The sequence below is a fragment of the Mesorhizobium sp. RCAM 05099 genome, from assembly GCF_059683685.1.
In genome coordinates, this window is record NZ_CM185035.1 from 6662462 (window position 1) to 6683206 (window position 20745).

At 64.3% G+C, this 20745-nt stretch carries 18 protein-coding genes; 10 read left to right on the plus strand and 8 right to left on the minus strand.

Annotation, left to right across the window (positions count from 1 at the left end; all coding sequences use genetic code 11):
• Positions 1-59: 59 nt before the first annotated feature.
• Genes AC56QQ_RS33040 through AC56QQ_RS33060 form a run of 5 tightly spaced genes read left to right on the plus strand, consistent with a single transcriptional unit; the run spans position 60 to position 5257 of the window.
• Positions 60-1601 (plus strand): sugar ABC transporter ATP-binding protein, encoded by a 1542-nt coding sequence (locus tag AC56QQ_RS33040; protein ID WP_497124773.1) that lies wholly within the window; start codon positions 60-62, stop codon positions 1599-1601.
• Positions 1598-2575 carry an ABC transporter permease gene (locus tag AC56QQ_RS33045; RefSeq protein ID WP_497124774.1) on the plus strand — a complete coding sequence of 326 codons (978 nt, stop codon included), beginning with the start codon at positions 1598-1600 and terminating at the stop codon, positions 2573-2575. The genes AC56QQ_RS33040 and AC56QQ_RS33045 overlap by 4 nt, the downstream gene beginning before the upstream one ends.
• Positions 2572-3567, plus strand: coding sequence for an ABC transporter permease (locus AC56QQ_RS33050; RefSeq protein WP_497124776.1), 996 nt, complete (start codon positions 2572-2574; stop codon positions 3565-3567). Before AC56QQ_RS33045 ends, AC56QQ_RS33050 begins: the two co-directional genes overlap by 4 nt.
• Positions 3567-3884 carry an L-rhamnose mutarotase gene (gene rhaM / locus AC56QQ_RS33055; RefSeq protein WP_497124777.1) on the plus strand — a complete coding sequence of 106 codons (318 nt, stop codon included), beginning with the start codon at positions 3567-3569 and terminating at the stop codon, positions 3882-3884. The genes AC56QQ_RS33050 and rhaM overlap by 1 nt, the downstream gene beginning before the upstream one ends.
• Positions 3881-5257 carry an FGGY-family carbohydrate kinase gene (locus AC56QQ_RS33060; RefSeq protein WP_497124779.1) on the plus strand — a complete coding sequence of 459 codons (1377 nt, stop codon included), beginning with the start codon at positions 3881-3883 and terminating at the stop codon, positions 5255-5257. Before rhaM ends, AC56QQ_RS33060 begins: the two co-directional genes overlap by 4 nt.
• Here the strand turns inward: AC56QQ_RS33060 and AC56QQ_RS33065 are convergent, their stop codons facing one another.
• The 3 genes from AC56QQ_RS33065 to galE form a co-directional block, all read right to left on the minus strand.
• Positions 5258-7084, minus strand: coding sequence for an alanine racemase (locus AC56QQ_RS33065; protein ID WP_497124780.1), 1827 nt, complete (start codon positions 7082-7084; stop codon positions 5258-5260).
• Position 7085: 1 nt separating this feature from the next.
• Positions 7086-8336, minus strand: coding sequence for a D-amino acid dehydrogenase (locus tag AC56QQ_RS33070; protein ID WP_497124781.1), 1251 nt, complete (start codon positions 8334-8336; stop codon positions 7086-7088).
• Between the two features lie 102 nt (positions 8337-8438).
• Complete coding sequence (galE, locus tag AC56QQ_RS33075) at positions 8439-9434, minus strand: UDP-glucose 4-epimerase GalE (protein WP_497124783.1); 996 nt, start codon at positions 9432-9434, stop codon at positions 8439-8441.
• A 267-nt stretch (positions 9435-9701) separates the two neighbouring features.
• Between galE and hemA the strand changes: the two genes are divergently transcribed.
• A complete protein-coding gene (hemA, locus tag AC56QQ_RS33080) occupies positions 9702-10979 on the plus strand; it encodes a 5-aminolevulinate synthase (RefSeq protein WP_497124784.1) in 1278 nt (425 codons plus the stop codon).
• Between the two features lie 138 nt (positions 10980-11117).
• On the opposite strand, the gene AC56QQ_RS33085 is transcribed toward hemA, so the two are convergent.
• Positions 11118-12284, minus strand: coding sequence for a pyridoxal phosphate-dependent aminotransferase (locus tag AC56QQ_RS33085; protein ID WP_497124786.1), 1167 nt, complete (start codon positions 12282-12284; stop codon positions 11118-11120).
• Between the two features lie 111 nt (positions 12285-12395).
• Positions 12396-12818: a large conductance mechanosensitive channel protein MscL gene (gene mscL / locus AC56QQ_RS33090; RefSeq protein ID WP_489859415.1), complete on the minus strand. Its 423-nt coding sequence runs from the start codon at positions 12816-12818 to the stop codon at positions 12396-12398.
• Positions 12819-12907: 89 nt separating this feature from the next.
• Here mscL and AC56QQ_RS33095 point away from each other — a divergent pair, with 89 nt between their 5' ends.
• Complete coding sequence (locus tag AC56QQ_RS33095; RefSeq protein WP_497124787.1) at positions 12908-13030, plus strand: hypothetical protein; 123 nt, start codon at positions 12908-12910, stop codon at positions 13028-13030.
• 52 nt (positions 13031-13082) lie between these two features.
• On the plus strand, positions 13083-16571 hold the full coding sequence (locus AC56QQ_RS33100; protein ID WP_497124788.1) for a PAS domain-containing hybrid sensor histidine kinase/response regulator: 3489 nt from the start codon (positions 13083-13085) through the stop codon (positions 16569-16571).
• On the opposite strand, the gene AC56QQ_RS33105 is transcribed toward AC56QQ_RS33100, so the two are convergent.
• The gene (locus AC56QQ_RS33105) at positions 16572-17231 is read right to left on the minus strand and encodes a response regulator transcription factor (protein ID WP_489859412.1); all 660 of its coding nucleotides are present in this window, start codon (positions 17229-17231) and stop codon (positions 16572-16574) included.
• 141 nt (positions 17232-17372) lie between these two features.
• Complete coding sequence (locus AC56QQ_RS33110; protein ID WP_497124789.1) at positions 17373-17807, minus strand: hypothetical protein; 435 nt, start codon at positions 17805-17807, stop codon at positions 17373-17375.
• Positions 17808-17915: 108 nt separating this feature from the next.
• On the opposite strand from AC56QQ_RS33110, the gene AC56QQ_RS33115 reads away from it, so the two are divergent.
• Together AC56QQ_RS33115 and AC56QQ_RS33120 are read left to right on the plus strand one after the other, a co-directional pair.
• Positions 17916-18266, plus strand: a complete 351-nt coding sequence (locus AC56QQ_RS33115) for a DUF952 domain-containing protein (protein ID WP_489859410.1) — start codon at positions 17916-17918, stop codon at positions 18264-18266.
• The gene (locus tag AC56QQ_RS33120) at positions 18263-19342 is read left to right on the plus strand and encodes a quinone-dependent dihydroorotate dehydrogenase (RefSeq protein WP_497124790.1); all 1080 of its coding nucleotides are present in this window, start codon (positions 18263-18265) and stop codon (positions 19340-19342) included. The genes AC56QQ_RS33115 and AC56QQ_RS33120 overlap by 4 nt, the downstream gene beginning before the upstream one ends.
• Here AC56QQ_RS33120 and AC56QQ_RS33125 read toward each other — a convergent pair.
• Positions 19335-20675 (minus strand): MATE family efflux transporter, encoded by a 1341-nt coding sequence (locus AC56QQ_RS33125; RefSeq protein WP_497124791.1) that lies wholly within the window; start codon positions 20673-20675, stop codon positions 19335-19337. The two genes, AC56QQ_RS33120 and AC56QQ_RS33125, sit on opposite strands and share 8 nt — an antisense overlap.
• Positions 20676-20745: the final 70 nt, after the last annotated feature.

The following is a 20745-nucleotide window of genomic DNA, read 5'->3' on the forward strand; positions in this document are numbered from 1 at the left end:
GGCGGGACGCACGTCCCGCCGCGACTTTAAATGGACCTGTCTCAGGGCTTGATACGACCATGGACACGACAGCCCAACACGGCGCGGCAAAGGAGGGGCCCCTGGGCTCCACCCCACGCCTGACGCTGTCCGGCATCTCGAAGAGCTTTCCCGGCGTGCGCGCGCTGCACAATGTCAGCCTGTCGCTCTATCCGGGCCAGGTGACAGCACTTATCGGCGAAAACGGCGCCGGCAAGTCGACATTGGTCAAGATCATGACCGGCATCTACCAGCCCGACGCCGGCACCATCAGCATTGACGGCCAGGCCGTCACTCTGCCCAGCGCGCACGCCGCCTTCGGCCATGGCGTCACCGCCATCCATCAGGAAACCGTGCTGTTCGATGATTTGACGGTCGCCGAAAACATCTTTCTCGGCCACGCGCCGCGCACGCGTTTCGGCACCATCGACTGGCGCACGATGCGCAAAAATGCGCGCGAAGTTCTCGACACCATGCATGCCGGCCACATCGGTGCCGACGCGCGGCTGAAGGACCTCGGCATAGCCAACAAGCATCTGGTTGCCGTCGCCCGCGCCATGTCTATCGACGCGCAGATCGTCATTATGGACGAGCCGACCGCGGCGCTGTCGATGAAGGAGATCGAGGAGCTTTTCCTGCTCATCGAGTTCCTCAAGGGCGAAGGCAAGGCGATCCTGTTCATCAGCCACAAGTTCGACGAGATCTACCGCATCGCCGACCGCTACACGGTGTTCCGCGACGGCGAGATGGTCGGCGAAGGCCTGATCAAGGATGCCGGCCAGAGCCAGATCGTGCGCATGATGGTTGGCCGCTCCGTCGACCACATCTTTCCGCAACGCAAGGCCGAGATCGGCGCGCCCGTGCTCTCCGTCACCGGCCTGTCGCACCCGACCGAGTTCAATGATATCGGCTTCGAGCTGCACAAGGGCGAGATCCTCGGCTTCTACGGCCTTGTCGGCGCCGGGCGCAGCGAGGTCATGCAAGCGATCTCAGGCATCACCCGCACGTCAGGTGGCACGATCACGCTGGAGGGCAAGACGATCGCGCCGAAATCGGCGGCGGATTCCATCGATGCCGGCATCGTCTATGTGCCCGAGGAGCGCGGCAAGCAGGGCGTGGTGATCGGCCTGCCGATCTTCCAGAATGTCTCGCTGCCCTCGCTCAAGCGCACCTCCAGATCAGGCCTGCTGCGGCTGGCGGAGGAGTTCTCGCTGGCCCGCTCCTACACCGAGCGGCTTGACCTCAGGGCCTCCTCGCTCAGCCAGGATGTCGGAACGCTGTCGGGCGGCAACCAGCAGAAGATCGTCATCGCCAAATGGCTGGCGACCGAGCCCAAGGTGATCATCCTCGACGAGCCTACCAAGGGCATCGACATCGGCTCCAAGGCCGCCGTGCACGGCTTCATGGCCGAGCTGGTGGCGCAGGGCCTGTCGGTGATCATGGTGTCGTCGGAACTGCCTGAAATCCTCGGCATGTCCGACCGCGTCGTCGTCATGCGCGAAGGTCTCGTCGCGGCGGTCTATGACAACAAGGGACTGGATGCCGAGACACTGGTCAGGACGGCAGCAGGAATCGCGGCATGAAGGCTTTCTTGAAATACCGCGAAATCTGGCTGCTCGCGGCCATCGTCGTGCTGATCGGCCTGATCTCGACACGCTTCCCGGCCTTCGCCGACCCCGGCAATCTGCGGCAGGTGTTCAACGACACCTCGATCCTGATGATCCTGGCGCTCGGCCAGATGGTTGTCATCCTGACCCGCTCGATCGACCTGTCGATGGCGTCCAACCTCTGCTTCACCGGAATGGTGGTGGCGATGCTCAACGCGGCGCACCCGGCAATCCCGATCCCGCTGCTGATCGTCATTGCGCTGGCCGTCGGACTGGTGCTCGGCGCCATCAACGGCCTGCTGGTGTGGCGGCTGAACATCCCTTCGATCGTGGTGACATTGGGCACGCTGACCATCTATCGCGGCGCCACTTTCGTCCTGTCCGGTGGCGCCTGGGTCAATGCCGACAAGATGAGCCCCGACTTCATCGGCTTTCAGCGCGCGGCCTTCCTCGGCATCCCGGTTCTGTCCTGGATCGCCATCCTGGTCATCGCGCTGTTCTTCGTGTTGGTGACGCGCACGGCGCTGGGCCGCTCGATCTATGCCATCGGCGTCAACCCGACGGCGTCGGTCTATGCCGGCATCGATGTCGGCCGGACGAAATTCATCGTCTTCTGCATCTCCGGCATGATCGGCGGACTCTCCGGCTATCTCTGGATCTCGCGTTATGTGATCGCCTCGGTGGAGGTCGCCAACGGCTATGAGCTCAACATCATCGCCGCCTGCGTCATCGGCGGCATCTCGATCGCCGGCGGCATCGGCTCGGTCGGCGGCGCGGTGCTCGGCGCGCTGTTCCTCGGCATCATTTCCAACGCCCTGCCGGTCATCAACATTTCGCCCTTCTGGCAGATGGCGATTTCGGGCAGCGCCATCATTGTCGCCGTCGTGCTCAACGCGCGCGGCGAACGCCAGCAGGGCCGCATCATCCTGAGAAAGATGGAGGCGGTATGACCGAAATCCCTGCCCCGCGCCATATTCCCGACCGGCTCGACAAGCCGTTCAGTTCGGCGATCTTTTCCTGGGAAGCACTGCTGGTCGTGGTGGCGGTCGCCATCTTCGCCATCAACAGTTTCGCCTCGCCCTATTTCCTTGACCCGTACTCGCTGTCGGATCTCACCTTCAACTTCACCGAAAAGGGCCTGATCGCCTTCGCCATGGCGCTGCTGATCATTTCGGGCGAGATCGACCTGTCGGTCGCCGCGATCATCGCGCTTGCCTCGACCATGATGGGCATGGCGGTGCAGGCCGGCGCCGGCACACCGGTGCTGGTGCTGATCGGCATCGTCGTCGGGCTCGGCTGCGGCGCCTTCAACGGGCTGCTGGTCACGAGGCTCGGCCTGCCATCCATCGTCGTCACCATCGGCACGATGAGCCTGTTTCGCGGCATCGCCTTCATCATCCTCGGCGACCAGGCCTACAAGGGCTATCCGGAAAGCTTCGCTTTCTTTGGCCAGGGCTACGTCTGGTGGGTGGTGTCGTTCGAACTGGTGCTCTTCCTTGTCGCGGCGGTCGTCTACTGGTTCGTGCTGCATCGGACGAGTTTCGGGCGCCGCGTCTTCGCCATCGGCAACAACCCGGTCGCGGCGCAGTTTTCCGGCGTGCGCGTCGGTCGCATCAAGTTCATCCTGTTCTGCCTGACCGGCTTGATGTCGGGCATCGCCTCGGTGCTGATCACCTCGCGGCTCGGCTCGACGCGGCCGTCGATCGCGCAGGGTTACGAACTCGAAGTCATCACCATGGTGGTGCTCGGCGGTGTCAGCATTCTCGGCGGCGCCGGCAGCATCCTAGGCGTCGTGCTCGCCGCCTTCATCATGGGGCTGGTGACTTTCGGGCTGGGCCTGCTCAACGTGCCCGGCATTGTCATGTCGATCTTCATCGGCCTGCTCCTGATTATCGTCATCGCGCTGCCGATCGTCTGGCGGCGGCTGCGCGGAGGGCGCTGATGCCGGAGAAATACGCGTTCAAGATGAAGCTCAAGCCCGGCATGAAGGCCGAGTACAAGAAGCGTCACGATGAGATCTGGCCGTCGCTGGTCGCATTGCTGAAGCAGGCCGGCGTCTCCGATTACTCCATCCATCTCGACGAAGAGACCGGCACTCTGTTCGGCGTGCTCTGGCGGCGAGACGGCCATGGCATGGACGATCTGCCGAAGCATCCGGTGATGCAGCGCTGGTGGGCACACATGGCCGACCTCATGGAGACCAAGCCGGACAACGAGCCGGTGGCCGTGCCGCTGGAAACCGTGTTCCATATGGCATGAGCGCGATGCGCCACATCGCCGTCATCGACATCGGCAAGACCAACGCCAAGGTGGCGCTGGTCGACCTCCCGACGTTGAGCGAGGTGGCGCTGCGCCGCATGGCGAATGCGCCGGTTCGGCGAGCACCTTACCCGCATCACGATGTCGAGGCCTTGTGGACGTTCATCCTCGACAGCCTTGCCGGTCTCAACCGCGAACAGCGCATCGACGCCATATCGATCACCACTCATGGCGCGACGGGGGCGCTGGTCGATGCCTCGGGCGAGTTGGTGCTGCCGGTCCTGGATTACGAATTCGATGGCCCCGACAGCTTGGCGGCGGACTATGACGCGATCCGGCCGCCTTTCGCCGAGACCGGCACGCCGCGCCTGCCGCTCGGCCTCAATCTCGGCGCACAATTCTTCTGGCAGCGGAAAAGCTTCCCGGCGGACTTCGCCAAGGCCACGGCGATGCTGATGTACCCGCAATACTGGGCCTTGCGGCTGACCGGCGTCGCCGCCAACGAGGTGACATCGCTCGGTTGCCACACCGATCTGTGGAACCCGTGGACAGCGGACTTTTCATCATTGGTCGACAGGCTGGAGTGGCGACGTCTGATGGCGCCGGTACGGCCAGCCGGGGACCGGCTCGGCCCGATCCTGCCCGCGCTTGCCGCGCGAACCGGCCTCGATCCGCAAACGCCGGTGTTCTGTGGCCTGCACGATTCCAACGCCTCACTGCTGCCGCATCTCCTGTCCGACACGCCGCCCTTCTCCGTGGTCTCGACCGGCACCTGGGTGGTGTCCATGGCGGTCGGCGGCAAACAGATTGTTCTCGATGCCGCGCGCGACACGCTGGTCAATGTCAACGCGCTCGGCAATCCCGTCCCCTCGGCCCGCTTCATGGGCGGCCGCGAGTTCTCAGTACTGACGGAAGGCCAGCCGGAGACGTGGACCGAAGATGATGTCGGCGCCGTGCTGGCGCGAAAGGCGTTGCTGCTGCCATCGACCCAGCAAGGTTCCGGGCCGTTCCCGCATCGGGCCGCGACTTGGCTCAACGCTGACGGGATGAACAGCGGCGAGCGCTTTGCCGCCATCTCGTTCTATCTGGCGCTGATGACGGCGACCTGCCTCGACCTGATCGGCGCTGACGGTCCGACCATTGTCGAAGGTCCCTTTGCCCGCAACCGGCTCTTTGTCGGCATGCTGGCGGCAGCGACAGTGCGCGCCGTCGTCGCTTCGGAGGCCGCCACGGGCACCAGCATCGGTGCCGCGCTGCTTGCATCGGGCCCGGTAGCGGCACGAGGCAAGGGCGAACGAACCGTGCCGCCGGCTGACAGGGCGTGGGCCGAATATGCTGGCACATGGCGCGCAGCGCTTGAGACGCAGGGCTGACTACAATATCCGCTTGCCGAAAGCCGACATGACGAAATTGATCACGTCGGTGCCGATCCGAGGCTCGAGATCCGTTGCCAGGCCCGAAACATCCATCGACAGCAGACCGCCGGAGAGCGCGATCGCTTCCATCGCCTGGTGCGTTTCGCGCACCGTCAGCCCGCCGGAGCCCGCGGCCCAGCCGGCGAATTCGGTCGCCGTCGGCGAATAGCTGACATGGAAGCCCTGCGTGCCTGATGTGGCGATGCGGATCGCCTCATGCATCAGGTCGCGCATGCCCATGGCATCGATGTCGGTCATAGTGAAGGCCGAAACGCGCGAATCCTTCAGCACCCGCGCTTCGGCCGGATCGGCATGGCGCAGGCCGACGATGACGACATTTTCCGGCGACAGCTGCGGCTGCAGCGCGCCCGGCTTGTGATCGAGGCCGAGCGTGCGCGCCAGCACCGAGCCTTCCGGCAAGTCGATGCCGTCCTCGTCCTCGGGCATGAGGGCTGCGATGGAATCGATCCAGATCAGACCGAAGGAGTGCGTCGCGCGTGCCGTTGCGGTCAGCGCCTTGTGCGCGATGCAGCGATCGGCGCCGGCGCTCAGCCGGATCAGCCCTGAAGGCGGTCGCTCGACATCGGCGAGTTCCACCACGTCGAAATTCATCGCTTCCAGCCGCGCGCCGGTGCGCTCCCGGGCCAGGATGCCGGCGGCTTCCTGTTCGGCGGATATCGACACCATCTTGCGGCCGGAAAAATCCTCGACGTCGTGCATCGGGGCCTTCTCGACATATTCCGAGGTCATCGCCAGAAGCATGGCGCCGTAGCTCATGCGGAAGGCGACGCGGTCGCCGACGGCCGGCGGCGGGTCGGCATCCTGCACATCCAGCAGCAGGTGATCGCTGGAGGCGCCGAGCACCCTTATCCCCTTGGCAATCGGCGTCAGCCCCTCGACCAGCACGTCCTCGCGGCCGATATTGGCGATGGCGCGCAGCCTGTCACCCTCGTCGGGGAAGACCGGCTGGTTGCCGAAGGCATCGTAGCCGGACTGGCCGATCGGCCGAGACGGCTTCAGCTTGACCTCGATGATATCGCTGGTCAGCCGGCAGGCATCGGGTTCGAGCTCGGCCCATGGCGTGTCGCGGAAAGTCTCGACGCCGCCTTGCAGGATCGCCTCGCCGACGCGCAGATTGTTGATACCGGCCGGCAGCTTGCCTTCGAGCAGCAGCGGCAGCGACGACGAGGCCCCGCCTGATATCCAGTCGAGGCTTTTGCCGGACAGGCGTTCGGTCTTGTAGGCATGGGCGACCAATTGCCCGACGTTTTCCTCGGTCGGCATGATGGCGCCGAAGCAGCCGAGATTGGTGCCGATGCCGGCGACGCGCACGCCCTTGAGCGCCAGGATCTGCTCGACCGTCGGTATCAGGTCGCTCGGCCAGATGCCCTCGCGGAGGTCGCCAAGGTCGATCATCAGCATGATGTCGTGGACGCGGCCCATGCGCTCGGCGATGCGCGAGATCTCGCGAATGGTGCTCAATTCCGATTGCAGGCTGATGTCGACGGTGCGCACCACCTCTTCGACGCGCGCCATCGGCGGGCTTCGCAACAGCATGATCGGTGCGTTGATGCCGCTGTCGCGCAGCCGGCGGATGTTCTCGAAGCGGGATTCGGCGATGCCGGCGACACCGCCGCGCAGCATGGCGCGCGCCACCTGCGGCATGCCGCAGGTTCCCTTGGTGACGCCGAAGACCTTGATGCCCGAGAGCGCGCAGCGCTCGACGATGGTGCGGGCGTTGCGCTCGATGCGGCCAAGGTCGATGGCGACTTGCGGTCCCGACATCCTATCCCCCGTAGACCAGCCCTTGCGGGTCGATCTCCGGCTTGCGGCCCGCGACGAGGTCGGCAAGGAATTTCCCCGAGCCGCAGGCCATGGTCCAGCCGACATGGCCATGGCCGGTGTCGAGATAGAGGTTTTTGTAGCGCGCCTGGCCGATGACCGGCACCGAGTTCGGCATCGTCGGCCGCAGGCCCGCCCACAGCTCGGCCTTCTTCTCGTCGAAGGCGCCTGGGAACAGGTCCTTGCCGGTCCTGAACATGGCGGCGAAATCGCTCGGCCGGAAGGTACGGTCGAAACCGGTGAATTCGGCGGTCGAAGCCAGCCGCAGCCGGTTGCCCAGCCTGGAATAGGCGATGAGCTGGTCCTCATCGGCACCGCCCATCGTCGGACCCTTGTTCTCGTCCTCCAGCGGGATCGTCGCCGTGTAGCCCTTCACGGGGTAGACGGGTAGGTCGATGCCGTGGCGGCGGCCGAGCAGGCCGCTTTCCGGCCCCATCGAGATGACCACGGCATCGCCGAGAACCCGTCCGGCCGAGGTCATCACCGCGCGCACCCGGTCACCCTCTATGTCGAGGCCCTCGACCGTGGTGCCGTAGAGAAATGTCACGCCGAGTTTCTCGGCGGCATAAGCAGCGAGCTTTTCCACGAACTGCCGGGAATCACCGGTCTGGTCGATCGGCGAATAGACGCCGCCGGCGATCTTTTCCTTTACTCCGGCAAGACCCGGCTCAAGCTCGATCAGCCGGTCGCGGCCGACGATCTCGATCGGCAGGCCATGCTCGGCCAGATAGCGATAATTGTCGGTGCCAGTGTCGAGACTGTGCTGCGAGCGAAAGAAATAGAGGATGCCCTTCTTGCGCTCGTCATAGCCGATGCCCGTGTCGGCGGAGATGGCGTTGATGCAGTCGCGCGAATAAAGCGCCAGGCGCAGCTTGACCCGGCTGTTGGCGCGCAGGCGCTCTTTTGTGCACTGTCGCAGGAAGCGCAGGCTCCAGCCGAGGAAATAGGGATCGAAGCGCAGCCGCACCTTGATGCCGAGGTCGTGATTGTAGAGCCCGCGCAGAAACGTCTTCAGCGCCGCCGGTGAAGCCCAGGCGGTAGCATCGCCGGGTGACACCAGGCCGGCATTCGACTGGCTGGTGCCGCGCGCCGGCGCCGGATGGCGCTCGATCACGGTGACCTCGTGGCCATCGCTGGCCAGATAATAGGCGGCCGCCGTACCGACAACGCCGGCTCCGAGCACCGTGATTTTCATGCCATCCCCCAAGAATCCCTCGCGGCGCCTCCACGCCTTGCGAATGCCTTCAATAGCGCTTCGCTGAGCGCCTTGCGAGCCCTGGGGGAAAAAGCCGCCGGCTCAGCTCCGTGCGGAGTTCTTGCCGGTCAGGATACGCTCCCAGGCGAGCGCATCGGCAACGATCTGGTCGAGATCGTCGCGTTGCGGGGTCCAGCCGAGTTCCGCGCGGGCGAGATCCGAATTGGCAACCACCGCCGCGGCGTCGCCTGGGCGCCGATCGCCCATCTTCACCTCGAGATCATGGCCGAAGACGCGGCGTACGCTGTCGATGACCTCGAGCACCGAATAGCCATGGCTGTAGCCGCAATTGGCAACCAGGCTCGTGCCCCCGGCGCGCAGCCGCTGCAAGGCAAGGCGATGCGCCGCCGCCAGATCGCTGACATGAATATAGTCGCGCATGCAGGTGCCGTCCGGCGTCGGATAGTCGGTGCCGAACACCTGCATGAAGGGGCGCTTGCCGAGCGCCGTCTCGCAGGCGACCTTGATCAGATGGGTGGCGCCCGGCGTCGACTGGCCGGTGCGACCCTTCGGATCGGCGCCGGCGACGTTGAAGTAGCGCAGCACGGTATAGCGCAGGCCGTGCGCGATCGCCGCGTCGCGCAGCATCCATTCGCTCATCAGCTTGGACAGGCCATAGGGCGATTCCGGCGCCAGGCGGGCATCCTCGCGCACCGGCTCCAGTCCGGCGCCGCCATAGACGGCGGCGGTCGAGGAAAAGATGAAGTTGGGCACGCCTTCGCGCACCGCGGTTTCGATCAGCGTGCGCGTCTTGGAGGTGTTGTTCTCGTAATAGCCGAGCGGGTCGGCGACCGATTCCGGGACCACGATCGAACCGGCGAAATGGATGATCGCGTCGACCTTGTTGTCCCTGATGATCGAGCCAACCAGTTCCCTGTCGGCGACGTCGCCGACGACCAGCTTCGCCTCCGGCGCCACCGCCCATTCGAAGCCGGTCGAAAGACGGTCGAGCACGACCACACTCTCGCCGGCATCCAGCAACTCCCAGACCATGTGGCTGCCGATGTAACCGGCACCGCCTGTCACCAAAACCGTCATCCGCTTCCTCGCATCTCAAGATTTATCGGAAACTGTCTCAAACACCGCCTTACTGGAAAGCCTGCCGGATGGCCACTACAAGCCGTGGTAACCGGCATGGTCGGCATGTGGCATCATCCTGAAACAAAGTTGATCCACATCAAGGGAATAGGCCACGATCCGTGGTCGTTAGGAACAGGACCGGGGCGTGGCATTTTGACCAAAAAGGCCCGGTGGACGACCAATAGGGCAATGACTATGATCCCGCGCAAAAATTGGGAAGCCGACATGAACTATCAGCGGTTCTTCGAGGAAGCGATCGACCAGCTCCATGCAGAGCGTCGCTATCGCGTCTTCGCCGACCTGGAACGTATCGCAGGCAAGTTCCCGCGGGCCATCTGGCGTGCCAATGGCCGCGCCGAGGAAATCACCGTCTGGTGCTCCAACGACTATCTCGGCATGGGCCAGCATCCCGACGTCATCGCCGCGTTCCAGAACGCGGCCGGCCGGATGGGGTCGGGCGCCGGTGGCACCCGCAACATTTCGGGCACCAGCAACCCGCTGGTTGAGCTCGAAGTGGAGCTTGCCGACCTGCACGACAAGGAAGCCGCACTCGTCTTCACCTCCGGTTTTGTCTCCAACGAGGCCTCGATCTCGACCATTGCCCGGCTTTTGCCCAACTGCCTGATCATCTCGGACGAACTGAACCACGCCTCGATGATCGAAGGCGTGCGGCGCTCCGGCGCCGAGAAGAAGATCTTCCGCCACAATGATGTCGCGCATCTGGAAAGCCTGCTGCAGGCGGCGGGCCGCGAGCGCGCCAAGCTGATCGTCTTCGAGAGCGTCTATTCGATGGATGGCGACATCGCGCCGATAAAGCAGATCGTCGAGCTCGCCGAGCGCTACAACGCCATGACCTATATCGACGAGGTCCATGCCGTCGGCATGTACGGACTGCGCGGCGGCGGCATCACCGAGCGCGAGGGACTGGCAGATCGTATCGATATCATCCAGGGCACGCTGGCCAAGGCGTTCGGCACGCTGGGCGGGTACATCACCGGCACAAGCGCGGTGATCGACGCGGTGCGCTCCTATGCGCCGGGCTTCATCTTCACCACGGCGCTGCCGCCGGCGATCGCCGCCGCCACCACCGCCTCGATCCGCCACCTAAAACGCTCGCAGGCCGAGCGCGATGCCCAGCAACAGCAGGCGACGCGAACCAAGCAGATCCTTTCCGCCGCCGGCCTGCCGGTGATGGAATCGCCGACTCACATCGTGCCGCTGCTGGTCGGCGATCCGGAACTTTGCAAGATGGCGAGCGATCGCCTGCTTGGCGTACACGGCATTTACATCCAGCCGATCAACTATCCGACCGTACCGCGCGGCACGGAACGGCTGCGCATCACGCCGACGCCCTTCCATACCGACGCACTGATCGCGGCACTGCAGGATGCGCTGGTCGAGACCTGGGATGCGCTGGGCATCCCCTATGGTTCGGCAGGCCGGCCCTCGGTGGCCGAGAGCGACCGCGTCATTCCCTTGCTGGTGCCCAAGTCCGGCGGCTGAAGCCCGTCTGAAACTCTACTCCGACGGCCATCTGACGCGGGTTTCTGCGCTTCTGGTGCTCACGGACCTGCGCCCGATGATCGAAGCCCAGCTCACTCGCCGGAGCGATTTTCAATCCGGGCTTCGTCGGCGGCTTAGCTAGACGGCCTTCATCCACTTTGCCAGCCGGTGCGCTGCTTCCTCGACCTGGTCGAGGCGGCGGTGGAAGCACAACCTGAGGAAGGCTTCGCCGCCGGGGCCGAAGGCTGTGCCGGGCGCCAGGCCGACATTGGCCTTGTCGACGATCTCGAAAGCGGCGGCGCGTGAATCGGTAATGCCGTCTACCGTAAAGAACAAATAGAACGCGCCCTGCGGCACGGTGAACCGGGCGCGGCCGGTGGCACCGAGGATGCCGCAGACCAGGTCACGCGCCGCACGCGCCCGCTCCACCTGTTCGGCAATGAAGGCATCGCCCCCATCGAGGGCGGCGATTGCACCGCGCTGCATGAACTGGGCGACGCCGGAGTTCGAATACTGGATCAGGTTCTCGAACACCTGCTGCAAGGCGGGATGGGTCTTGATCCAGCCGACACGCCAGCCAGTCATCGCCCAGTTCTTGGAGAAACTGTTGACGAACAGGATGCGATCTTCCGCCGTCGCGATGTCGAGGAAGGATGGCGCACGGCCATGACCATAGTGAAACAGGGAATAAATTTCGTCGGCGATGATCCAAAGGTTCTTCGCGCGGGCAAGATCGAGGATCGCTTGCAAGGTCTCATGATCGGCGGTCCAGCCGGTTGGGTTCGACGGTGTGTTGATGAACAGTGCCTTTGTGCGCGGCGTGATCGAAGCCGCGATCTTCTCGACATCGCAGGACCAGCCATTGCCGGACTGGTCGAGCGTGACCGGGACCGGCACGGCTCCCGCTATCGCCGCGGCGGCATCGAAATTCGGCCAGGCCGGCGACAGATAGACAACTTCGTCGCCGGCGCCGGCGACCGCGTCGAGCGCCAGCTGGATGGCGTGCATGCCCGATCCGGTGACGATGAATTCGTCTTCAGGGAAGGTCTTGCCGAAATGCCTTGCATAGTAGCGGGCGAGCGCTTGCCTGAGCTCCGGAATGCCTTTCTGCCAGGTGTAGAATGTCTCGCCGCTGGCCAGTCCCCGGGCAGCGGCGTCGCTGATGAAGGCGGGCGTCGGCAGGTCGCCCTCACCGGCCCAGAGCGGGATCAGGCCCTCGCGCAGGCGGCCGTGGTTGACGACGGCGACAATGCCGCTCTCTGGCGCCGCGCGGGCTTCGGCGCGCAAACTTTCGATCAAGGTCATGGACGGATCCGTTCCGGTCTCAGGCGTTGGCTAGCGCTCCTTAACAGATGCGAAAACAGAAAACCCCGGCCGCGAACGACCGGGGTTTTGGTCCAGAAGAACCTGAACCGTCTATCTCTTGGCGAGCAGGTCGCGGATTTCGGTGAGCAACGCGACGTCGGCGGGCGGCGGCGCTGCGGGAGCTGCCGGCTTCTCGCGCTCAAGCCGCCTGCGCATATTGTTTACCGCCTTGACCATCAGGAAGATGATGAAGGCAAGGATAAGGAAGTTCAATACCGCGGTAATGAAGCTGCCATAGGCGAAGACCGCGCCTTGCTTCTTGGCATCTGCTAAGGATGTCGCATTGACGGCCGAGGAGAGCCCGAAGAAGTAGTTGTTGAAGTCCAGCCCACCGAAGATCGCGCCGACGATCGGCATGATGACGTCGTCGACCAGCGACGTGACGATCTTGCCGAAGGCGGCGCCGATGATGACGCCGACGGCCAAGTCCATCACGTTTCCCTTGGAAATGAATTCCTGGAATTCTTTCAGCATTCGACCCTCCTTGCCATGACCGGCCGCACCATGTCCCATCCATGCGGCATCGACCCAGAGGCAACATAACAAAAACCTGAGGTTGCAACATGGGCAAAAGCGAGAAAACAACCGCTTTTTCCTTCCTTCCCCGCACCTTGGTTGCGCTGTCCGAATGCCGCAACAACGGTCATGCTTCCAAAGCCGCGATGGACTCGGACGCCAAGCTGTGATTGCGTTCGGGCAAGCCGGATAAAAAGACGGCAAAGGGAGGAAATTGCAGGCGTGCAAGGCTTGTTCATCGTCTTCATCGCGATCGCCTATGTGACGCTGCTGTTCGCCATTGCCAGCCTGGGCGACCGCCGCTCGGCGATATCCGGGCCCGGCCGGGCCCGACCCTTCATCTACGCGCTCAGCCTTGCCATATACTGCACGTCCTGGACCTTCTTCGGCTCGGTCGGCCTCTCCTCCGAACGCGGCCTCGAATTCCTCGGCATCTATACCGGCCCGGTGCTGGTGTTCGTGTTCGGCTTTCCGCTGCTCAACCGCATCGTGCGGCTGGCCAAAACCGAGAAGATCACCTCGATAGCCGATTTCCTCGGCGCCCGCTATGGCAAGAGCTTTACCGTCTCGGCGATCGCCACGCTGATCGCCACGATCGGCGCGGTGCCCTATATCGCGCTGCAGTTGAAGGCGATTTCCGGCTCTGTCAGCCTGATGGTCGAGCACTATACCGGCTCGCCGCCCTCCTTCGATCCGTTCGTCAGCGACATCTCGCTGGTCGTCGCCATGCTCTTGGCGCTGTTTGCGGTGCTGTTCGGCACACGCCACGCCGACGCCACCGAACACCAGGACGGGCTGGTGCTGGCGGTGGCGGTCGAAACCGTGGTCAAGCTCGCCACCTTCCTGGCGATCGGCCTGATGGTCACCTTCCTGATCTTCGGCGGGCCCGGCGACATGTTCGACAAGCTCGCCCAGAACGCGCAGGTCCGGCAGGCGATGAGCTACAACACCTCGCTCGCCACATGGCTGGTGCTGACGGGCCTCAGCGGCTTTGCCATCATCATGCTGCCGCGGCAGTTCTACGTCACCATCGTCGAGAACCGCGGCGAGGCCGAGTTGCGCACCGCGACATGGGTGTTTCCGCTCTACCTCGTGGCGATCAATCTGTTCGTGCTGCCGATCGCCTTTGCCGGACTGTCGCTGGTCGGCACCGGAACCAGCAGCGATCTCTATGTGCTGTCGCTGCCCCTGTTCAGCGGCCACGACGTGCTGGCGATGGCGGCTTTCATCGGCGGTCTGTCGGCGGCAACGGCGATGGTGATCGTCGAAAGCGTGGCGCTGTCGATCATGATCTCCAACGACCTCGTCATTCCGCTGTTCGTGCGCCGCCTGCTCAAGACCTCGACCTCGGAGACCGAGGACTGGTCGACGCTCATCCTCAATGTGCGGCGTGGGGCGATCTTCATCCTGCTGTTCATCGCCTTCCTCTACTACCGCCAGAGCACCAACAGCGCGCGACTGTCGTCGATCGGCCTGATGTCCTTCGCGGCCATCGCCCAGTTCGCGCCGTCGCTGATCGGCGGGCTGATCTGGCGCGGCGCCAACGGCAGGGGTGCAGCTCTTGGCATGATCGCCGGTATCCTCGTCTGGGGCTACACACTGCTGCTGCCCTCGCTCGTCGCGCCCGATACCGATATCATCGTGCAGGGGCTGTTCGGCTTCGAGGCGCTGCGGCCGCAGGCGCTGTTCGGCACCGTCGCCGAGCCGCTGAATCACGGCGTGCTGTGGAGCCTGTCGATCAACGCGGTGTTCTTCGTTCTGGGTTCCCTCTCGCGTGCGTCGGTGCCGCTGGAACGCATCCAGGCGTCAATCTTCGTGCCGCGCGATGCCGGCCCGATGCCCAGCCTGCGCCGCTTCCGCACCGCCATCACCGTCAACGACCTCAAGGACACGATCGGGCGCTATCTCGGGGTCGAACGCACCGAGCGTTCCTTCCAGTCTTTCGAAAAGACCAGCGGTACCTCGCTGCACGGCAACGAACAGGCGAGCATGGACGTCATCCGCTTCTCCGAGCAGTTACTGGCCAGCGCCGTCGGTTCTTCCTCGGCGCGGCTTATCCTGTCGCTGTTGTTCCGGCGCCACGACCGCGAATCCAGGGATGCCTTCCGCCTGCTCGACGACGCCACCGAGGCGCTGCAGCACAACCGTGACCTCTTGCAGATCGCGCTCGACCAGATGGAGCAAGGCATCACCGTCTTCGACCGCGATTTCCGCCTGATCTGCTGGAACCGCCAGTACCGGGCGCTGTTCGACCTGCCCGACGAGATGGGCCAGGTCGGCGTCTCGCTGGACCGCATCCTGCGCCATCTCGCCGAGCGCGGCGACATTCCCGCCGATCAGCGTGTGGCCATGCTCAACCGGCTGACCAGTTTCGTCAGCCCTTGGCAGATGGAGCTGAAGACCAGCGGCCGCATCCTGGAATTGCGGTCCAACCCGATGCCGGACGGCGGCATCGTCGCCACCTACGCCGACATTTCCGGGCGCGTCGAACAGGACCTGGCGCTGAAGCGCGCCAATGAATCGCTGGAGCAGCGCGTCAAGATCCGCACCATCGAGCTGACCCGGGTCAACGAGGAACTGGCGCAGGCGCAGATGCTGGCCGAAGAGGCCAATCTAGGCAAGACGCGCTTCCTCGCCGCCGCCGGCCACGATATCCTGCAGCCGCTGAACGCCGCCCGGCTCTATTGCTCTTCGCTGATCGAAAAGGCCGGCAAGGGGCCTGCCGGCAAGGCGGCGGTCAACATCGAATCCTCGCTGGAATCGGTCGAGACCATTCTCGGCGCCGTGCTCGACATGTCCCGCCTCGATGCCGGCGCGATGAAGCCGGACGATACAGCCTTCAACGTCGACGGATTGCTGCGCCAGATCGGCAATGATTTTCGGCCAATGGCCGCGGAGAAAAAGCTCGGCCTGACGATCATGCCATCGTCGGTGACAGTGATGACGGACCGCAACCTGTTGCGCCGCCTGATCCAGAACCTCGTCTCCAACGCCATCAAATACACGCGCCACGGCCGTGTGCTGGTCGGTGTGCGACGGCGTGGCGAACTGGCCGAGATCCAGGTGATCGACACCGGCATCGGCATCGCCGGCGACAAGCTGAACACCGTCTTCCACGAATTCACCCGGCTGGACGAAGGTGCCCGCGAAGCCGAGGGGCTCGGCCTTGGCCTCTCCATCGTCGACCGCATCGCGCGGGTTTTGCGCCTGGAAATCCGGATCTTTTCAAATCCGGGCAAGGGCACACGTTTTTCCGTCATACTGCCCGTGGCGGCCGTGCAGGAGCCGCGCCGCGAGATCGAGACCAGAGCCCCTGCCCGTGCGACCGCTTCCCTGGCCGGGCTGCACGTGCTCTGCATCGACAACGACGCCCGCATCCTCGAAGGCATGCGGCTGCTGCTCGAAGGCTGGGGGTGCAATGTCGACACGGTGTCAGGCTCAAAGGAACTGGAGAATGCCACGATACACCGCCCCGACATCGTCCTTGCCGACTATCATCTGGACGGCGAAACCGGTCTCGACATCATCGCCAAGCTGCGCGCGATCCATGGCGACGATCTGCCGGCCGTGCTGGTCACGGCCGACCGCTCCAACGAGGTACGCACGGCCGCGGGCGGGCTCGAGATACCGGTGATCAACAAGCCGCTGAAGCCGGCCGTGCTGCGTTCGATGATGGCCAGGGTCAGGCCGCTGGCTTCGGCCGCCGAATAGTCAGCTGGTTGCCTGCAGCGGGTCGCTGCCGATCTTGGACAGCAGGATCACCGCCTGGGTGCGGCTGTCGACGCCGAGCTTCTGCAGGATGGCGGAGACATGCGCCTTGATGGTGGCCTCGGAGACACCGAGTTCATAGGCGATCTGCTTGTTGAGCAGGCCCTCTGCCAGCATGCCGAGCACGCGGGTCTGTTGCGGGGTCAGCGCCTGCAGCCGCTTGATCAGGTCGGAAATCTCGGGATCGCGCTCGACGCCGAGATCGACACCGACGGGTGCTGCAATGTCACCAGCAAGCACCGACTGCACGGCATCGCGGATTTCTTCCATGCTGGCCGACTTGGAGATGAAACCGGACGCGCCGAGATCGAGCGCTCGCCTGATGGTCGCCGGATCGTCATGCGCCGACACCACCACCAGCGGCACCTCCGGATGGATGCCGCGTAGCGAGATCAGGCCGGAGAGGCCGCTGGCGCCCGGCATCGACAGGTCGAGCAGCACCAGGTCGACATCCTCATTGGCCACGAGCAGCGCCTTGGCGCTCTCGAAATCACCGGCCTCGTGGATCGCGGCGACGTCGCCGATGCCAGCAAGCGCTTCACGCAGCGCACCGCGAAACAGCGGGTGATCGTCGGCGATGACGAAAGAATAGCCCGACGGCAAATGTTCCTCCCCGAATCCCCCGATGATTTTCTGCTTTTTCCGGGATCAGATGAACGATTATGAGGGGCTGCGCGCTGTTTTCAAGCGGCAAAGCCAGCGCGCCGCGTTTTCCCTACTTTAGACGCTCATGTCTTCAGACGCTCATGTCTTCTGCGAGTTGAGCTGGGGGCCGCCGCCATTGTCCTTGTCCATATCCTTGACGATGCCCATGAAGCCGCGCAGGAAGCGCTCCATGTAGTTCATGGTCTTGTTGAAATCCTCCTCGCTCGGCAGTTTCGATTCGAGGCGGGCGGAGAGCGAATTCTCGAGCTTGGTGACGCGCTCGTCCATCGCCTTCATCGAGGTCTGCAGGCGATCGACCTCGTCCTGGAAAGCGGCGCGCTCGTCGGCCGCCATCTTGCAGACGAGCTGACCGGAGCGCTCCTGGCAAATCGACATCGCGCCTGTCTGCGTATCCATGCGGACATAGCCGTTGTCAGACTTTTCCAGCCGGTAGCGGTCGGTTTCTTCGGAAAAAGCGGATGCCGCGACCAGCGAAACGAGTGCGGCGGGGATCAAGATGTGCTGCGGACGCATGTTGTTCCTCCATGGCCAAAGCCTGAAATATCGCATGTTTGCGCCGGAAATGGGGAAGACCCCTGGCGTGGCCTTTCCCGCGTGGCTGGTTCGGACTATAGCGCAACCATGTCTCAGATTATCTACAAGATAACCCCGGAAGCGCCCTGGCGCGAGGCCGAAACAAATGGCCGCTTCACCGGCGCGCCGATCGATGTCGCCGACGGCTTCATCCATTTCTCCACGGCGGCGCAGGTCAGGGAAACGGCGGCAAGGCATTTCGCCGGCCAGACCGGCCTGCTGCTGGTCGCCATCGACGGCGCCAGCCTGGGCGGTGCGCTGAAATACGAGGTTTCGCGCGGCGGCGCGCTGTTTCCACATCTTTACGGCGTGCTGGACCTGAAAGCCGTGCTGTGGGTCCGACCATTGCCGCTTGGCGCCGACGGTGCTCACCAGTTCCCGGCACTGGAGGGCGAATGAGCGTGCTCGACCGGCTCGGCCAGAAGCTGCTGTTCACATTCGATCCGGAAACCGCGCATGGCTTGTCGATCGCGGCGCTGCGGTGCGGCCTGCCGGTGACCGGGCGGCCGACACGCGACGCCAGGCTGAAGGTCAGCGTCTGCGGCATCGACTTCCCCAATCCGCTCGGCATGGCGGCCGGCTACGACAAGAACGCCGAGGTGCCCGACGCTTTGCTTGGGCTCGGCTTCGGCTTTGCCGAGGTCGGCACGATCACGCCGCTGCCACAGGCCGGCAACCCGAAGCCACGCATCTTCCGACTGACGGCGGATGAAGCGGTGATCAACCGGCTGGGCTTCAACAATGAAGGTCACGCGGCCGCCGAAAGACGCCTTGCTGCGCGCAAGGGGCGTTCCGGCATCGTCGGCGTCAACATCGGCGCCAACAAGGACAGCACCGACCGCATTGGCGACTATGAGCGCGGCGTCGCCAGCCTTGCACCCTACGCCAGCTATCTGACGGTCAACATCTCCTCGCCCAACACGCCCGGCCTGCGCAACATGCAGGCGCGCGAGCAGCTTGGCGAGCTGCTGTCGCGCGTCATGGCCGCACGCGCCTTGGCAACGGCGCAGCCGCCGGTCTTCCTCAAGATCGCGCCGGACCTGGTCGAGGCGGAACTGGAGGACATCGCCGCCGAGGTCACCGAGAAACGGATCGACGGCGTCATCGTCTCCAACACCACCATCTCCCGGCCAGCGCTGCGCAGCGGCGACAGCGCGCGCGAGACCGGCGGGCTCTCCGGCAAGCCGCTGTTCGAACGCTCGACCATCGTGCTGGCCAGGATGCGCAAACTGCTCGGACCCGAGCTTGCCATCATCGGCGTCGGCGGCGTCGATTCCGCCGATACGGCGCTTGAAAAAATCCTTGCCGGAGCCGATCTCGTCCAGCTCTACACCAGCATGATCTATGCCGGCCCTGCATTGCCGGGGCGAATCGTCGCCGGGATGGCACGCTTTGTCGAAACGTCGCGGCTCAAGTCCATTCGCGAATTGCGCGACGGCCATCTCGATCAATGGGCGACGAAGCCACTTAGCTGAACACCGTCCGTAGCCTCAGCCGCAGAATGGCCAACAGGCTGAAGCCGCGCGCGAGCAGAAAGACGTGCAGCGCCGCCCACAGGCCGTGATTGCCGAAGGCGGGCGCAAGGGTGAGCAGCGCTGCTACGAAAACCAGGAACGACAGCAGCATCATGTTGCGCATGTCGCGCGACCAGGTGGCGCCGATGAAGACGCCATCCATCTGGAACGCCAGCACACCGCTCAGCGCGGTGAACGCCGCCCACGGCAGGTAGATGTCGGCCACAGAGCGGACCTCCTCCGACGTCGTGACGAGGGCGACCAGATTGGCCCCGGCCATCAGCAGCACGAGGGTCGCCGTCCCGGCCAGCCCGAACCCCCACAACAGGGTCAGCCTGACAGCCCGACGGAAGGGGATGGCCGCCCGCGCGCCAACGGCACGGCCGGCGAGCTGTTCGGCGGCCGTGGCAAAGCCGTCGAGGAAATAGCCGGCTACGAGGAAGAAATTCATCAGCACGGCATTGGCGGCCAACGTCACCGTGCCGAACTGCGCACCCTGGCGGGTGAACAGCGCGAAGGCGGCAAGCAGCGCGAACGAGCGGATCATGATGTCGCGGTTGAGCGACAGCATGCGCAGGAAGGCGGCCATATCGAGCAGGCGATGGCGCGGCAAGGGCGGCGTCGCCCGGAAGCGCCTGACAACGATGGCGAGACCAAGCAGCATGGCAAGGAATTCACCGGTGACGGTCGCCCAGGCGACGCCGGCGACACCCCAGCCGAGTTTCAGGCCGAGCAGGAAGCATAGCGCGATGTTGATGCCGTTGAGGACCAATTGCAGAACCAGTCCGAGCCCGCCTTCGCCGCGCCCCAAGACATAGCCGAGGATGGCATAGTTGATCAGCGAGAAGGGTGCGGCGAGCAGCCTGATGCGGATGTAAACGGCCATCGCCTCGCTGACGCGCGGTTCGGCACCCATGAATTTCTGCCCGGCGATGGCGACCAGAGGAGCAAGCGCGGCGAGGATGATGCCAGCGACGACCGCGATCAGCACGGCGCGCCAGAACACCGCCTGTTCCTCCAGGGCGTCGCCGCGCCCGAAAGCCTGCGCAACGAGGCCGGTGGTTCCCGAGCGCAAAAAATTGAAGGTGGTAAAGACGACGTCGAAAACAAGCGCCCCGGCCGCCAGGCCGCCGAGCAAGGCGGCGTCGCCGAACTGTCCCACAACCGCCGTATCGACCAGGCCGAGCAGCGGCGTCGTCAGATAGGCAAGCGTCATCGGCACCGCGATGGCGAGCACGGAACGGTTGGTGACGACAAAGGATCTCGCGTCGGCTGGGATTGCACCCTCGTCCAAAGGTCTTCTACCTTGCTGTTTGCGGCTTGATCGGGCACCCGATGTGCCCCACTTTGCTCGCATCGCGCAA

Excerpts from the sequence above, each read along its gene's own strand:
- AC56QQ_RS33040 (WP_497124773.1), top strand. The coding sequence starts at position 60 with ATGGACACGACAGCCCAACACGGCGCGGCAAAGGAGGGGCCCCTGGGC.
- AC56QQ_RS33120 (WP_497124790.1), top strand. The coding sequence starts at position 18,263 with ATGAGCGTGCTCGACCGGCTCGGCCAGAAGCTGCTGTTCACATTCGAT.
- AC56QQ_RS33050 (WP_497124776.1), top strand. The coding sequence starts at position 2,572 with ATGACCGAAATCCCTGCCCCGCGCCATATTCCCGACCGGCTCGACAAG.
- galE (WP_497124783.1), bottom strand. The coding sequence starts at position 9,434 with ATGACGGTTTTGGTGACAGGCGGTGCCGGTTACATCGGCAGCCACATG.
- rhaM (WP_497124777.1), top strand. The coding sequence starts at position 3,567 with ATGCCGGAGAAATACGCGTTCAAGATGAAGCTCAAGCCCGGCATGAAG.
- AC56QQ_RS33095 (WP_497124787.1), top strand. The coding sequence starts at position 12,908 with ATGGGCAAAAGCGAGAAAACAACCGCTTTTTCCTTCCTTCCCCGCACC.
- AC56QQ_RS33115 (WP_489859410.1), top strand. The coding sequence starts at position 17,916 with ATGTCTCAGATTATCTACAAGATAACCCCGGAAGCGCCCTGGCGCGAG.
- AC56QQ_RS33045 (WP_497124774.1), top strand. The coding sequence starts at position 1,598 with ATGAAGGCTTTCTTGAAATACCGCGAAATCTGGCTGCTCGCGGCCATC.
- AC56QQ_RS33085 (WP_497124786.1), bottom strand. The coding sequence starts at position 12,284 with ATGACCTTGATCGAAAGTTTGCGCGCCGAAGCCCGCGCGGCGCCAGAG.
- mscL (WP_489859415.1), bottom strand. The coding sequence starts at position 12,818 with ATGCTGAAAGAATTCCAGGAATTCATTTCCAAGGGAAACGTGATGGAC.
- AC56QQ_RS33060 (WP_497124779.1), top strand. The coding sequence starts at position 3,881 with ATGAGCGCGATGCGCCACATCGCCGTCATCGACATCGGCAAGACCAAC.
- AC56QQ_RS33065 (WP_497124780.1), bottom strand. The coding sequence starts at position 7,084 with ATGTCGGGACCGCAAGTCGCCATCGACCTTGGCCGCATCGAGCGCAAC.
- AC56QQ_RS33110 (WP_497124789.1), bottom strand. The coding sequence starts at position 17,807 with ATGCGTCCGCAGCACATCTTGATCCCCGCCGCACTCGTTTCGCTGGTC.
- hemA (WP_497124784.1), top strand. The coding sequence starts at position 9,702 with ATGAACTATCAGCGGTTCTTCGAGGAAGCGATCGACCAGCTCCATGCA.
- AC56QQ_RS33070 (WP_497124781.1), bottom strand. The coding sequence starts at position 8,336 with ATGAAAATCACGGTGCTCGGAGCCGGCGTTGTCGGTACGGCGGCCGCC.